The sequence below is a fragment of the Kribbella sp. NPDC059898 genome, assembly GCF_042730855.1.
GTDB lineage: Bacteria > Actinomycetota > Actinomycetes > Propionibacteriales > Kribbellaceae > Kribbella.
In genome coordinates this window covers 426,811-440,729 of the sequence record NZ_JBHWKR010000004.1, presented here as the reverse complement: position 1 = coordinate 440,729, position 13,919 = coordinate 426,811, and the positions used below count along the sequence as shown (strand labels likewise).

At 68.2% G+C, this 13,919-nt stretch carries 12 protein-coding genes; 1 reads left to right on the top strand and 11 read right to left on the bottom strand.

The genetic code is table 11. From position 1 onward, the window contains the following. Nucleotides 1–9 precede the first annotated feature (9 nt). From ACFV9C_RS16140 to ACFV9C_RS16120, 5 genes are all read right to left on the bottom strand, one after another. The gene (locus tag ACFV9C_RS16140; protein ID WP_380194291.1) at nucleotides 10–1,113 is read right to left on the bottom strand and encodes an NAD(P)-dependent alcohol dehydrogenase; all 1,104 of its coding nucleotides are present in this window, start codon (nucleotides 1,111–1,113) and stop codon (nucleotides 10–12) included. Nucleotides 1,114–1,125: 12 nt separating this feature from the next. Continuing rightward, a complete protein-coding gene (locus ACFV9C_RS16135; protein ID WP_380194289.1) occupies nucleotides 1,126–1,434 on the bottom strand; it encodes a 2Fe-2S iron-sulfur cluster-binding protein in 309 nt (102 codons plus the stop codon). Next, a complete protein-coding gene (locus ACFV9C_RS16130) occupies nucleotides 1,415–2,578 on the bottom strand; it encodes an NAD(P)/FAD-dependent oxidoreductase (protein ID WP_380194287.1) in 1,164 nt (387 codons plus the stop codon). The genes ACFV9C_RS16135 and ACFV9C_RS16130 overlap by 20 nt, the downstream gene beginning before the upstream one ends. After that, a complete protein-coding gene (locus ACFV9C_RS16125; RefSeq protein ID WP_380194285.1) occupies nucleotides 2,575–3,900 on the bottom strand; it encodes a cytochrome P450 in 1,326 nt (441 codons plus the stop codon). The genes ACFV9C_RS16130 and ACFV9C_RS16125 overlap by 4 nt, the downstream gene beginning before the upstream one ends. Before the next feature lie 92 nt (nucleotides 3,901–3,992). Next, the gene (locus tag ACFV9C_RS16120) at nucleotides 3,993–4,826 is read right to left on the bottom strand and encodes a LuxR C-terminal-related transcriptional regulator (protein ID WP_380194283.1); all 834 of its coding nucleotides are present in this window, start codon (nucleotides 4,824–4,826) and stop codon (nucleotides 3,993–3,995) included. Between the two features lie 52 nt (nucleotides 4,827–4,878). On the opposite strand from ACFV9C_RS16120, the gene ACFV9C_RS16115 reads away from it, so the two are divergent. Continuing rightward, complete coding sequence (locus ACFV9C_RS16115; protein WP_380194281.1) at nucleotides 4,879–5,643, top strand: PaaI family thioesterase; 765 nt, start codon at nucleotides 4,879–4,881, stop codon at nucleotides 5,641–5,643. Here ACFV9C_RS16115 and ACFV9C_RS16110 read toward each other — a convergent pair. The 6 genes from ACFV9C_RS16110 to ACFV9C_RS16085 form a co-directional block, all read right to left on the bottom strand. Beyond that, a complete protein-coding gene (locus ACFV9C_RS16110) occupies nucleotides 5,621–6,550 on the bottom strand; it encodes an LLM class flavin-dependent oxidoreductase (RefSeq protein ID WP_380194279.1) in 930 nt (309 codons plus the stop codon). The two genes, ACFV9C_RS16115 and ACFV9C_RS16110, sit on opposite strands and share 23 nt — an antisense overlap. Continuing rightward, entirely contained in the window at nucleotides 6,547–9,573 is a 3,027-nt protein-coding gene (locus ACFV9C_RS16105; protein WP_380194277.1) for an AMP-binding protein, read from the bottom strand. Before ACFV9C_RS16105 ends, ACFV9C_RS16110 begins: the two co-directional genes overlap by 4 nt. Beyond that, nucleotides 9,570–10,370, bottom strand: a complete 801-nt coding sequence (locus ACFV9C_RS16100) for an SDR family NAD(P)-dependent oxidoreductase (RefSeq protein ID WP_380194275.1) — start codon at nucleotides 10,368–10,370, stop codon at nucleotides 9,570–9,572. The genes ACFV9C_RS16105 and ACFV9C_RS16100 overlap by 4 nt, the downstream gene beginning before the upstream one ends. A gap of 99 nt (nucleotides 10,371–10,469) precedes the next feature. Next, nucleotides 10,470–11,354 carry an acyl-CoA dehydratase activase gene (locus tag ACFV9C_RS16095; protein WP_380194272.1) on the bottom strand — a complete coding sequence of 295 codons (885 nt, stop codon included), beginning with the start codon at nucleotides 11,352–11,354 and terminating at the stop codon, nucleotides 10,470–10,472. A 7-nt stretch (nucleotides 11,355–11,361) separates the two neighbouring features. Then, entirely contained in the window at nucleotides 11,362–12,687 is a 1,326-nt protein-coding gene (locus ACFV9C_RS16090) for a 2-hydroxyacyl-CoA dehydratase subunit D (RefSeq protein WP_380194270.1), read from the bottom strand. A gap of 11 nt (nucleotides 12,688–12,698) precedes the next feature. Then, nucleotides 12,699–13,838, bottom strand: coding sequence for a 2-hydroxyacyl-CoA dehydratase subunit D (locus ACFV9C_RS16085; RefSeq protein ID WP_380194268.1), 1,140 nt, complete (start codon nucleotides 13,836–13,838; stop codon nucleotides 12,699–12,701). Nucleotides 13,839–13,919: the final 81 nt, after the last annotated feature.

Sequence of the window (13,919 nt, the reverse complement as noted above, 5' to 3'; positions counted from 1 at the left end):
GTCCTCGGATCAGTCGTGCACGAGCACGATCTTGACGGCATCGCCGCGGTGCTGGGCGGCGACGGCTTCGTTGATGCCGGCGAACGGCATCGTGGTGATGAGCTTGTCGAACGGGAACCGGCCGGCCCGGTGCAGTTCCAGTAACTGCGGAATGAACACGTCGGGGAGACTGTCGCCCTCGACGATGCCGGTGATCGTTGCCCCGAGCATCTGTGCCTGGATCAGGCCGACCGGCAACGCGGCCGCCGGATCGGAGGGTACGCCGATGATCCCGACCGTCCCGCGCTGCGCGAGCGCCAGCATCGCCTGCTCCAGCACGCTCACTACGCCGGTCGTGTCGATCACGTAGTCGACACCGCGGCTGATGATCTCCCGGACCTGTTCGGACAGCGGTCCGTCGGCGGGGTCGACCGCATGCGTCGCGCCTAGTGCCAGCGCGAGCTCGCGGCGCTGGACGAGCGGCTCGACCACGATGACCGTGCCGAGCTCGCGCACCCCGGCCGCCAGTACGGCGGACAGACCGACCGACCCACCACCGAGAACCAGCAACGAGGACCCCTGCGCGCAGTCCAACGAATTCAGTACGGCGCCGGCCCCCGTCTGCACGCCACACCCCAGCGGACCGACCAGCGACAGCGGCGCATCATCGGGCACCTTCACCACGTTGCGCTCGTGGGCAATCGCATGCGTCGCGAACGACGACTGGCCGAAGAACTCCGACCCCAGCACCGTGTCACCGGACCGCAGCGTGCTGCTGCCGTCCGGCCGTACGCCGGCGAAATTGAGCGGCATGAAGCTCTGACAGTACGACGGCTCGCCGCCGACGCACTGCACGCACTCCCCACAGCTGTTGAACGTCAACGCCACCTTGTCGCCTCGGGCAACCTTCGACACACCAGGGCCGACGGCAACGACCACACCGCTCCCCTCATGCCCGAACACACCGGGCAACGGGAACGGCAGGTGGCCGTCCTTTGCTGCGAGGTCCGTGTGGCACAGGCCGACGCCGGCGATCTCGACCAGCACCTCGCCGGCCCGCGGGTCATCGAGCGTGACCTGTTCGACCGAGAACGACCCACCGAGCTCCCGCACCACTGCCGCGCTGATTTCCATCACGTTCTCCGTTCAGTTGGTGTCCGGCACCCGGACCCGAATCCCACCGCAGCCCTCGCCGACGATCAGCTGGCACGACAGCCGCGACTCCGGCCGGGCCCCTTCCGCGAACTCGAGCAGCTCGCGCTCCTCGTCCGAGATCTCGTCGAACTGCCCGTCCTCGACGTACACGTGGCAGGTGGCACAAGAACAGCTGCCGCCGCACTCGGCGACGATGCCGCTGAGGTTGTTGCGCACCGACCCGTCCATCACGCTCTGCCCGCACGGCACCTCGACCGAGTGCACGGAACCGTCGGGCAGCTCATACACGACTGCGGGCATGGCGACTCCTCAGCAACGACTTGGCGGCCATGAAATCGGCGGGTGCGTTCGCGGTCTCGACCGCGGTGACGTCGCCCGTCTCGTCGCGGTGGTACAGCGCGAAGCGCCCCGACGACGGATCGCCGCGCCGTTCGACCTCACCTCCCGGCTGGACCACGCCGGCGATCTTGAGCTTCAGGTCGAACTGATCCGACCAGAACCACGGCACCTCGGGCGAGGGCGGATCAAGACCGAGGATCGCGGCAGTCGCTTGCCGCGCCTGCTCGGTCGCGCTCGGAATGCTCTCCAGCCGCATCGCCCCGTCGACACCGGGCACCGGCCGCCGGGTGACATCACCGATCGCGAAGACGGCGGGATCGCCCGTCCGCGCGCACTCGTCGACGACGATCCCCCGCTCACAGACCAGCCCGGCGCCGGCAGCCAGCTCGTCCCGCGGTTCGGCGCCGACCCCGACCACGACGACCTCGCAGGGGATCGCCGTACCGTCGTCGAGAACGACGGCGCGCACCTGGCGGTCCCGGCTGGTCAAGCGGCGGACGACCGCGTTCGTCACGATCGTGGTCCCCCGTTCACGGTGGTACGCCGCCAGCATCGCGGACAGCTCGGGACTCGCGACCCGGGCGAGCACCCGGTCCTCGCGCTCCACGATCGTCACGTCGACGCCCTGAGCGCGAGCCGCCGCAGCAGCCTCCAGTCCGATGTAGCCGCCGCCGATGATGACCATCCGACGCTCGGCGACAAGGTGCTTGCGCAACGCTCTAGCATCCTCGAGCGTCCGCAACATGACGACTCCCCCAACGCCCGCGCCCGATACCGACAGCTCCCGTGGCCGTGCCCCGGTCGCCAGCACGAGTACGTCGTACGGACACGAACTCGAGGCGTGCACCCGGCGCGCGGTCCGGTCGATCGAGACCACCTGATCACCGAGCCGGAGGTCGATGCCCTGCTCCGCGTAGAAAGGGGCCGGACGCAACCATTGTGCGAGCTCGCCGGTGAACTTCTTCGACAGCGGCGGGCGATGGTACGGAAGGTTGGCCTCGTCGCCGAACAGGACGATCTCGCCGCGATGACCACCCTGCCGCAGCAGCGCCGCGAGCGTCGTACCAGCGTGACCGTTGCCGACGATCACGACGCGCGGGCTCACGTCAGCTCCAACCGAACCGGCAGGTTCCGCAGCCCGCCGACGAAGTTGGTCTGCACGACCTTCGGGTCGCCGGTCACCGCGATGCTCTTGATCCGCGGCAGCAGCTCCTCGAACAGCACGCGCAGCTCGAGCTTCGCCAGGTGCTGGCCGATGCACATGTGCGGCCCGTAGCCGAAGGCGATGTGCTTGTTCGGCCGGCGCTGCAGCCGGAAGGTGTCCGGCTCCTCGAACACGTCGGTGTCGCGGTTGGCCGACTGGTACAGCAGCATGAAGCGATCACCCGCGCGGATCTCCTGGCCCCGCAAGGTGTAGTCCTGCGTCGCCTGCCGGGTGAACTGCTTGACCGGCGACGACCAGCGCAGCCCTTCGTTGACGAGATCAGGAGTCAGCGCCGGCTCAGCCTGCACCGCGGCGAGCTGCTCCGGGTGCAGAGCCAGCTGCTCGATCGTGCCTGCCATCGTGCTCGAGGTCGTGTCGTGCCCGGCGGTCGCGATCGCGATGAACCAGCCGTAGGCGAAGGTATTGGCGTAGTACTCCCCTTCCGGCGTTCGAGCCGATGCGATCAGCGTCGCGAGATCCTCCCGCGGGTTCGTCCGGCGATCGGCGACCAGGACGTCGAAGTACGTGTAGAAGTCCTGGATGGCGGCAGCCCACTGTTGTGCCGCGGCCTCCGGCGTCAGCGGCTCGACATCGGCACGCTGCGCGTCCGGATCCGCCGTACCGAAGAACTCCTGGGTGAGCGCCATCATCCGCGGCTCGTCGGACTCCGGTACGCCGAACAGGGTCATGATCACGTGCAACGGGTAGAACAGCGCGAAGTCCTGGACGAAGTCGAGCTCGTTCCTACCTGGCCGGAGGTAGTTGCCGATCGCCTCCCGGGCGAGGACGCGGATCTGGTCCTCCCATTTCTTCAGGTTCGCCGGCCGGAACCAGTCGGCGGCGATGTCCTTGACCGCGGTGTGTTCCGGCGGATCGAGGTAGGTCAGCGTGTCCAGGATGCGCAGGCTGCCACCCGTCAACTGCTGGGTGAAGGCGTCGCCGGCCTGGTTCTGCAGGATCGGGTTGTGCGAGCCGGGCCGGTCACCGCCACCGCTCGTGAACACGTGCGGCTGTCGCTCGATCTCCATGATGTCGGCGTGCTTGCTGACCAGCCAGATCGGGTCGTAGCCGGCCACCGAGACCTTCCCGAGCGGGTTGTTCTCGCGCAGCCAGCGATAGGCCTCGAACAGTTCGGCGTCGTCACGGTGCCCCTCGGGCAGGACGATGCGCCGGGCCACCTCCTCCGGCGTCACCAGGACGTCGGCACTCTCGGCTGTGGTCATCGGTCTCTCCCACCAGGATCGGAGACGTTTGGTCCAATACTTGGGCCCTTAACAGGAGAGATACATCACCCCGAGGGGAGAGATTCGTACCCCTACGAGGTCAGCTGGTGGTAGCGCACCATGGCCGCGGCGCGGTTGGCGGCGCCGAGCTTGTGCAGCAGATGCTTGACGTGGGTCTTGACCGTGCCGGCAGAGATGTACAGGTCGGCGGCGATCTGATCGTTGGACTCCCCCGCGGCAAGATGCGTCAGCACCTCGAGCTCACGTCGCGTGAGCTCTGCCAGCGGCCCACTGACGACGTACGACGGTCGCGGTGCCGCCAGCCGCTCGGGCTCGAGGACATCGCCACTGCAGAGACCGTCGATCAGATCGCCCAGCGAACGAGCTTGGTCCTCCAGGCGTCGCTTGAGCGCGGTCAGTTGCTCCTGGAGGATCGCGCGTTCGAACGCACACCCCAGACCCTCGGCGAACAGGCCGAGCGCTTCCCGGTCACCTGCGGTGAGGATGCCGGTCGTTCCGTTCTGGTCCGCGTGCAGCAGCCCGATCACGGCTCCGTCGGCGATCACCGGCGCGACGACGTAGTCCCTGGTACTCATCAGTGCCTTGAGTTGCGGATGCACTCGCGGGTTGCCCTGCGCGTCATGGACCAGCGCCGGTAGGCGATGCCGTACGACGTCGCGCTCTGGCCAGCCGACGTCGGTGCGGCCTGGTGTCGAGAGACCGATCCGGAGCATCTCCTCGGTCATCGCCACGTCACCCGCGACCAGGCCGGACCGCGCGATCCAGGTCGTCCCATGGAGCCGCGAGAGCAGGACCCGGTTGAACCCGAGTCCCTGCACGACGCGCGGGACCGACTCGGCGAGCTCAGCCACCGAGCCCCTCGAGCGCAAGCGACGCAGTGCCGCGTGAACCTCGACCAGACTCACGGGCCTATTGTAGAATGGTATGACCTTTTGGACAATCGTCGGAGGATGCTCCGTGTCACCACATCTGGCCGTCGACGGCGGACCTGAGCGGCTCTTCGGCTTCCGGCCCCACCAGGCGGACGGGCGCCGGACCGGATCGATGACGACCGGGCCGTGGCTCGCCGGGCCAGGCGAGATCCCGCGGGCCGGCGCGCTCGGCGTACTGGTCGACAACGTCCTCGGCACGACGATCTCTGCGGCCCATCCCAGCGGGCGCTGGTCGGTCAGTACCGAGATCGGCATCGACCTCGTCGGACCGGTCCCGGCCGATGGCACCGTCGTCCGGGCGAGGGTCGAGGCACTCGAGGTGGACGCCATCGGCGCCTTCGCCACCGGCCAGGTGGTCGATTCCGCCGGCACTGTCATCGCCCACTGCCGGCAACGGGGCCGCTTCGTCCCATCGCCGGTCACGACCAGCGGGTGGACCGAGGTGCCGCTGACCGACGGCGATCTGATGAGCCGGCTCGGAGTATCCACATCGGCGGATGCACTGGACGTGACGACGACTCCGGTCCTGGCCAACCCGATGGGCAACCTGCATGGCGGTGTGAGTTTCTGCATTTCGGAGTGGGCGGGCGCGCTGGCCCTGGACCGCGTCGGCAGTCCGTTGACGGCCGCGTCCGTACAGGTGGCCTACTTGCGCCCTGTCCCAGTAGGTACTCGACTCCGCTTCACCAGTCATGTCGTGCATGCCGGTCGCACGCTCGGTGTCGTCCACGTCACCGGCTCCGACGAGGCAGGTAAGAGCTGCACTGTCACGACGCTGGTAACCCACTGACCGGCTGAAGCAGGCTGCGGACCTCGGCCGCGTGGTCGATTCCTTCGTGGACGGAGTCGGCCGCGATGACGAGCGTCACGTGCTCGGCGCCGGCAGCGATATACGGCGCCAGTCTCGCAGCGACCAACTCCGGAGTGCCCGACGCCGTGACGTGCTCGAATTTCTCCGCCGGCAGGTTGTACATCGCCTCGAGCCGCCGATCGAGCAGTTCGCGGGCCCGATCGGCGTCGGGCCCCAGACCGCACCACATGTTCAGACCGAACCAGGACGGTTCCGGACGGCCGACCTCCGCGGTCGCGGACCGGATGCGCTCGACGGTCTCGGCGTACCTGCGGGCCGAGCAGAAGATCCCGAGCCACCCGTCGCCGTACGTCGCCGCACGCCGTACGGCGACATCCCCGGATCCACCGACCACCAGCGGCACCGGCGGATCGGGAACCGGCAGGATGCTTGCCTTCCGCAACGAGAAGAACCGGCCGTCGTGATCGATCGCCTCGCCGGATGACAGCCGCCGGAGAAGCCCGAGCGTCTCGTCGAGGCGGCGGCCGCGCGTCGCCGGATCGACGCCGGCGTTCGAGACCTCGCCGCGGTCCTCGCCACCGACACCGACCCCGAGCACCAGTCGTCCGGGCGCGAGCTGCGAGATCGTCGACAGCTGCCGCGCGATCAGCATCGGGTGCCGCAACGCCGCCAGGTAGACCCCGACCACCACGTCGAGGGTGTCGTGCCCGGTCAGGATCGAGGTCGCCGACACCAGCCCGTCGAATCCCGCACCGCCATGAAAGCTGATGTGGTCGCCCGTCGTCACGTGATCCAGGCCCACGTCGGCCACGTGAGCGAGCAAGCGGCGGCGCGCGGCAGGATCGGGGATCAGCAGGTCCTCGTTGACCGCGACGCCGACCTTCACGAGGCGGCGACCTTGCCCAGCATCGCGGTGGCGATGATCCGCTTCTGGATCCCGGCCGTGCCGTCGGCGATCAGGTAGCTCGCCACGTCGCGATACCGCTGCTGCAGCGGGAGCTCGGTCGAGTAACCGAGATTCCCGAACGTCACCAGGGCAGTCTCGATCGCATCCTTCGCAACGATCGGCGGCCACCATTTCGACATCGCAGCGTACTGGGTGTGCTTCGCCCCCGCCTCCCGCGTCCACAGCGATCGGTAGCACAGCCAGCGCGCTGCCTCCAGGTACGTCGCCTGCTCGGCGAGCGGGAACGACACCCCTTGGAACGCTGCCAGCGGCCGGCCGAACGCCTCCCGCTGCACGGCCCACGCACACGCCTCGTCGATGCTCGCCTCCGCGGCCCCCAGACAGAGCAGCCCCAGAGCGGGCCGGCTGAAGTCGAAGTGCTCCATCGCGGCGGCGAATCCACGCCCGGGTTCGCCGACGAGGTGATCCTCGGGCACGAAAACATCGCCGAACGACAGCTGTCCCCAGCACAACGGCAACGCACCCATGCCGGGCGTGTGCGTTCGCGTGACCCCGTCAGCATCGAGCGGTACGGCGTAGCAGCTGATCCCGCGATGGCCCTCCGACCCCGGCTCGCGCGCGTACACCAAGGCCACGGCTGCCGCAGTCGCCAACGTGATGGCGATCTTCTCCCCGTTGATCCGCCAGCCACCCGGAACCCGCCGCGCCTCCGTCCGCATGCTCGACACGTCCGACCCACCGGACGGCTCGGTGACCGCGATCGCGGCCAGGGCCTCACCGGCGACGAGCCGCGGCAGCCATTCGTCGACGAGCGACTCCTGCCCGTTCACGGCGAGCTGCGCGGCGACCAGTCCGGACAGCACCGGCGCCGAGGCGACGTTCACGTCGCCGTACGCGAGCGCCTCGGTGGCCAGTCCGAGCGTGACCGGATCGAGCTCGCCGGTGCCGCCGTACTTCTCGGGCAGCCCGATGCCGAGCACACCGAGCTCCGCGAGCCGCCGGTGAGCCTCCCAGCTGAACTCCGGACGCGCCGCCCGCTCGATGTAGTGCGGCGCGAGCTCGGCCGTCGCGAACTTCCGCAACTGTGTGCGGAAGTCCTCCTGCTCGGGGCTGAACGCGAACGACAACACGCCGGCCACCTCCAATTGCAAATGGACTGACCAATTATAACCGCGCGCCGACGGTCGCGCCAGGGGCGCCCGCTCCATCGGCAGCTCACCCGTCGTGATCAGATCGCGCAGGACGAACTTCTGCAGCTTCCCGGTCGCCGTGGTCGGCATCGCGTCCACGAAACTCCAGTGCACCGGCGTCTTGTGTGCGGACAACCCGGCCCGGCAGAAGGCCCGCAACTGCGCCACGTCCGGTTGCTCGACACCGGGCCGGAGCCGGATGACGGCAGCGACCGCCTCACCCCAGGTCTCATCAGGTACGCCGACCACCGCGACCTCAGCCACCGCCGGATGCGTCTGCAGCAGTTCCTCGATCTCGCGCGGATAGATGTTGATGCCGCCCCGGATGATCATGTCCTTCAACCGGCCGGTGATCCGGACGAATCCCCGCTCGTCCATCGTGCCCAGATCGCCCATGTGCAGCCAGCCATCGCCGTCCACTGCGGCGTTGGTTGCCTCGGGCAATTTGTAGTACTCGATCATGGTCTGGTCCCCCCGGCAGCAGATCTCCCCCGCCGCACCGATCGGCTGGATCTCGCCGGTCGTCACGTCGGCGATCTTCAGCTCCAGCTGCGGCAGCGGCTGCCCGATGGTCTCGGCCTGATCCTCGGGTGCGTCGGTCAGTCGCGTCTGCGTGACCACACCGTGCATCTCGGTCTGACCGAACAGGATCGTCGTCCGGCATCCGAGCGTCTCCGTCGTCCGCCGGACGAGGGCGGCCGGCACCACCGCCGCGCCGCTCATCACGGCCTCCAGGCTGCTCAGGTCGCGGCCTGTCCGGTCCGGGTGGTCGAGCACAGCCAGCAGCATCGTCGGCACCAGCAGAGTATGCGTCCCGCGATAGGTCTCGATGGCTTCCAGGACCTGAGCCGGATCGAATCCCGGCAGCAGGACGAACGTCCCGCGCTTGGCCAGGGCACCGAACGACGTCACCGCGCCGCCGCCGATGTGGTACATCGGCATCGCGTTCACGTTCACGCCGCCGTCCCGCATCCCGGCGCGCTCGGCGACGAGCACCGCCGCGTTGATCAGGCCGCGGTGATGCAGCAAGGCTCCCTTCGGGAATCCCGTCGTACCCGACGTGTACTGGATCTGGATCGGATCCGTCGAGGCCACCGCGGGCAGCTTCTGCCGATCGTTGCCACTCGCAAGAAAGCGGGGCCAGTCCGAGAACGAGATCACCTCACGAAGCCCCGGGAGCTTCGGCCGGAGCTCGTCGACGACGCCGGTCATGTCGAAGCCGCGGTAGGTGTCAGCGTGCACCAGCCCGGCCGCGCCGGACTGCTCGAGAATGTAGCGGAGCTCCCGGGTGCGGTACGCCGGGTTGGCCGCGACCGTGATCATGCCCGCAAGACTGATCCCGTGCTGGAGCACGATCCAGTCCGCGCTGTTCGGAGCCCAGATCGCGATCACGGCACCCCGGTCGAAACGAGCCAGCAGTGCCCGGGCCGCTCGTTCCGCATCCGCAAGCAGTTCGGCGTAGGTCCAGCTCCTGCGCGCGGCCGGATCCTCGACCGCGTCGACCAGCGCGAGGCGATCGGGGACCGTCGTCGCGGCCTTACGCAGCAGGTCACCCAAGGTGACGTCCAGGTGGCCCGCGCGGTCGTCCGCGGGCCAGTACGACGTGGTCAACACAGTCATGTCTTCTCCAAGTGCCGAGTCTGCACGCTGCTGGCGAACTCGTACGCCGCCAGGCTTGCCGGGTTCTTCGGTCGCGGCGGCGACCAGGCAGGCGTGGATGGTGTCGCCAGGCCGCAGGTCTTCCGGCCGGAGTCGCTCGAGTTCGGCGACGTCCTCCGGTGCGGTGACCCTGCGGCGCACGATGCCGGTCATGCGATCGAAATCCCTCCGTTGACGCTCACGACCTGCCCGGTGATGAGACGGGACAGGGGCGAGGCGAGGAAGAGCACGAGATTGGCCAGGTCCACCGGCTCGGTGAGACCGAGATGGGCCTGCGCGGTGATCCGGTCGAAGATCTTCTTGCTGAACTCCTGGTCCATGGCCCGGTCGTACGAGCCGGTGTCCACGATCAGCGACGGGGTGATCGCGTTGACGCGGACGCCGTACCGCTTCGCCTCGAGGGCCAGCGTGCGGGAGAACGTGACGATGGCGGCCATCGCGGCACCGAGGCAGGTCTCCCCCGGTGTCGGCACCTTGGCGGCGTCCGAGGCGATCGTGATGATCGATCCGGAGCCCTGCTCGCGCAGGAACGGCAGCACCGCCCGGCTGATCAGCAGCGGACCGAGCGCCTGCTGCGTGAGGATGTGTCGGACATCCTCGATCGGGATCTCGTGCAGCAGCGTCGGCTGGTACGGCGCCACCGTCGAGCAGACCAGGACGTCGATGGCACCGAGTCGGCGATGCGCCTCCTGCGCCGCGCCCTCGGCAGCCCCGGGATCGTTGACATCGGCGGCGAAGAACTCCGCACTCGCGCCCGGGACCGCCGTGAGGAGGTGGTCGATCGCGCGCTTGCCACGTTCCTCGTTCCGGCCGAGCAGCATCAGCCGCCGACAGCCGGCTTGTGCGAAGACGACCGCGGTTGCCAGCCCGACTCCCGAGGTCCCGCCCGCGATCAGGACCGCCGTACCGGAGAAGTCGAAGCCGTCGGCGGCCTTCGGGCTTTTCGTCATGCCGACTCCCTCGGTGCGATCCCGGAACGGTATTTGCTGTAAAGGTAAGACCATTATATTTGACTTAGCAATACCTTGAGACGCCGAATCGGTCCAAGATCAGAGCCTCCGGGTCGGACCGAGCGTGAGTTCGATCGAAGCCGAGCAGGTCGAACAGGACGGTGCCGGGCGGGCGTCCGGATTCAGTTCGACGTCCAGCGCGTGGCCGGCGCTCTCGCGGGCCAGGAGGGCGGCGCCGTACGCGCCGGTGATCTGCGGCTCAGCCGGTACGACGACTTCGGCGCCCAGGCTCTCGGACAGGAAATGCACGGCGGCAGCGTTCCGGGCGACCCCACCGGTCATCACGACAGGCGCGTGTCTACCGACCTGAGCAACGAGACCGAGCGTCCGCGCGGAGACGGCACGATGGACCGACGCCGCGATATCGGCGCGATCCTCACCGCGGGCCAGCAGCGACACGATCTCGGTCTCCGCGAACGTCGCACACATACTGCTGATCTCGAGGTCCTCGGCACCCGCCAGCGCCAGAGCGGCGAGTTCGTCGAGTTCGCACTCGAGCGCACGAGCCAGCACCTCGAAGAACCGTCCGGTCCCGCTCGCACAGCGGTCGTTCATCGCGAAGTTCTCCACGAACCCCAGTTCGTCGACCAGGATCGCCTTGCTGTCCTGACCGCCGATGTCGACGATGAGCCGCACGCCTGGATGCAGCGCGACGACGCCGCGCGCGTGACAGGTGATCTCCGTGAACGTACGACCGACGCCGGGAACCAGCCGGCGACCGTAGCCGGTGGCAACGGTCGCCGTGACGTCAGCCACGCCGATCCCCACGGCCGCCAACGCTCCGGCCATCGACCGCGCCAGGCCGGCCCGGCTGACCGCGCCCATCTGCACAACCTCGGCAGCCAGGATCGCACCGGCGTCGTCGACGACCACCGACTTCGCCGTCGTCGACCCGAGATCGACACCCAGGTAGTACGCCGTCACTGCACCGTCACCCCGCCGCCGCGACGGCCCCGCGCCGTACGTCGATGCCCTCGAGCATCGCGACCAGGCGGCTCTCCAGGATCTCGTCCTTGTAGAACGACGCGTCCGCGACGTCGCCTTCGAAGAACATCGACGGGATGCCGAGCTCGCGCTGTGCGGCCTTCGCCAGCAGGCGTTGCGGATTCGTGAACGCACGACAGGTCCGCGACGAGTGGAACACGATGCCGTCGACGCCGTACTCCTCGCAGTCGCTCAGCAGCAAGTGCTGGAGCGTCTTCGTCCCGTGGTTCGTCGGGCAGAGCAGGTAATGCTGAGCCATGCCGAGGATCGGGTCCTCGGGGTCGATCAGGTGCGGCTCCTGCCAGAACGCCTGATGGGTGTAGCGGCCGGCCACCACCGCGACGTCGTGGGCCGCGAACTTCCGGGCCAGCCAGCCCAGCTTGTTCCAGTTCATCATCCCGTCGAAGTACACGCGGTAGCGCTCGTCCCGGACCCCGGATACCCCCTCGGCGATCCGCCGCTCGATCTCCGCCTTGACGGCCGCGAAGTAGTCGACCAGCGGCTGCCCAGCCGGCAGGAAGTTGATCTGCGCGATACTCGCGGTCCAGTCGAAGTACGTCGCCGGCGTCGGCGCCGCCTTGCACAACGCCATCGCCTCCCGGCGCAGCTCCGAGGCGCGCTTGATGTAGGCCATGTTCTGCCGCAGTGCATCCCAGTCGAACCGACGACCGGTCATGGTCTCGACGAACTCGATCAGCTGGTGGAGCTGGTCGGCGACGTACCGCGAGGCCTGATTCCACTCCTCGCCGACCAGGTAGCCGGCGTCCGGCTTGTTGCCCCACAGGAACGGCAGCGACACGTTGAAGATCGGCACTTCCTTGCCGAACACCCGGTACGAGATCTCGTCCCACTGTTGCCCGGTGCTGCATCCGGCGTACGCGTTGACGAAGAAGTCGGGACTGGGCAACCGGCTCGCGAGCTCCTGCTGGTCATGCAGTCCGACGACGCCGGTGTGGTCCTCGTTGCTGCCCTGCCGAGTCAGCACGGCGCATCCGAGGTGGGTCCGCGCGTACGAACACAGCTCCCCGATGTAGCCGTACTCCTGACCGGCGAGCTGCGCCGGTCCCTCCAGGTGCTGCGCGGCCAGTCGTGCGGAGAAGGCCTCGCCGTGGCACCACACGAGTCCGGCGGCCTGGAAGATCGGGTTGACCGCGGAGCCGTTGTACCAGACGACTTTCTCGCCGCGTTCCCGCGCGGTGAAGACGCCGTCCCAGTAGTCGGCGACCATCTGGCCGCCCGCCTTGGTGATGCTCAGCCGATTGGAGTTGTCCATCTGATCACTTCCTATGAGCTCACGAACTGGGTACGGCGGACTCGTTCGAGCAGGGCCTCGACCCGCGTCCGGATCGACTCGACCGGGACGCCTTCATGCTCGGTCTCGAGCAGCAGATGCGGTACGCCGGACTCGATCAGTCGCCGCCGCAGTTCCGGGTAGTAGAGCATGTGCGGCTCGCAGAACTTCGCCATCAGCACGATCACGGCCTGGGCCCCACTGACCTGGACCGATTGCACCAACTGGTCCTCCCAGTCGGTCTCGTGCTTGACCCGGGTAGGGCACGGCAGGTCGGCGTCGCGGCGCAGGTACCAGTCCGCGAGCGCCACCACCGGGTCGATGCCCTCGGCAACATCCGTGGTGAGGTACCGGTTCCCGTGGTACAGGTCGTCGTCGACGACGACCGCTCCACAGTCTTCGATCGCCTGCAGCAGCTCGGGTTTGGGCGCGTGACAGAAGTGACCCGACAGATGCACCCGGACGCGGCCGCCGGCCTCCGCGGGCTCCGCCCGAATCGCCCTGAGTGCCTCGGTGTGCTCCGCCTTGTCCATCACCATCGAGGACTTGACCAGTACCTGCAGGTCGGTCGCGGACAGACTCGAGCCACCCGTTCGCCTGGCGGCGAAGAGTCCACGGAGCAGCCGACGATTCTCGTTGTGGAGCGCGATGCTGACCGACAGAGCGTCGTCGGTGATCCGCGTTCCGGTGAGGGCTTCCAGCTCGGCGACGAAGGCCCGGATCTTCGCCGGGACCGCCTCGGCCGCCTTGTCGAGTGACGGCTCGAGCTGGCCGAAGTACAGCGGCCTGTCCGGCAGTTCCGCGCGGACGACGTCGACGGCGCCGAGCAGCTGGATGCAGTGGTCGGCGAGCAGGAAGCCGTCGTAGATCTCCAGGTTGCCCTTGGCCGCCTGGTCCGCCAGGTTCCGGCTGTAGCCGCAGTAGAACTCCGCGAGCAGGTGGCGTCCGTGGACGTCGGGCTCGCGGTTCTCCTGGATCACCACCGGCAGGACGCCGGCCGCGTGCGCGATCTCGGCCGGGAAGTTCATTGGAAACAGTCCGACCGCTTTGCCTCCGGTGCGCTGCTTCCAGCTCCGCACGTAGCCGTCCGGGTCGTTCGCGACCTCCCGCAGTAGGGCGAGCTCGTCCGCCACAGTGCCACCGCCTCTGGTTTTCGGTCTGACCAATAACTCTTGTCTACCTCAAACCTGCACGATTGCCAATACTCAGTGCCC

Bases quoted from the DNA above. Each gene is read 5' to 3' on its own strand.
- ACFV9C_RS16105 (WP_380194277.1), bottom strand. From the start codon at position 9,573: ATGACCGGCATCGTGCGCCGCAGGGTCACCGCACCGGAGGACGTCGCC.
- ACFV9C_RS16125 (WP_380194285.1), bottom strand. From the start codon at position 3,900: ATGACCACAGCCGAGAGTGCCGACGTCCTGGTGACGCCGGAGGAGGTG.
- ACFV9C_RS16090 (WP_380194270.1), bottom strand. From the start codon at position 12,687: ATGGACAACTCCAATCGGCTGAGCATCACCAAGGCGGGCGGCCAGATG.
- ACFV9C_RS16100 (WP_380194275.1), bottom strand. From the start codon at position 10,370: ATGACGAAAAGCCCGAAGGCCGCCGACGGCTTCGACTTCTCCGGTACG.
- ACFV9C_RS16135 (WP_380194289.1), bottom strand. From the start codon at position 1,434: ATGCCCGCAGTCGTGTATGAGCTGCCCGACGGTTCCGTGCACTCGGTC.
- ACFV9C_RS16140 (WP_380194291.1), bottom strand. From the start codon at position 1,113: ATGGAAATCAGCGCGGCAGTGGTGCGGGAGCTCGGTGGGTCGTTCTCG.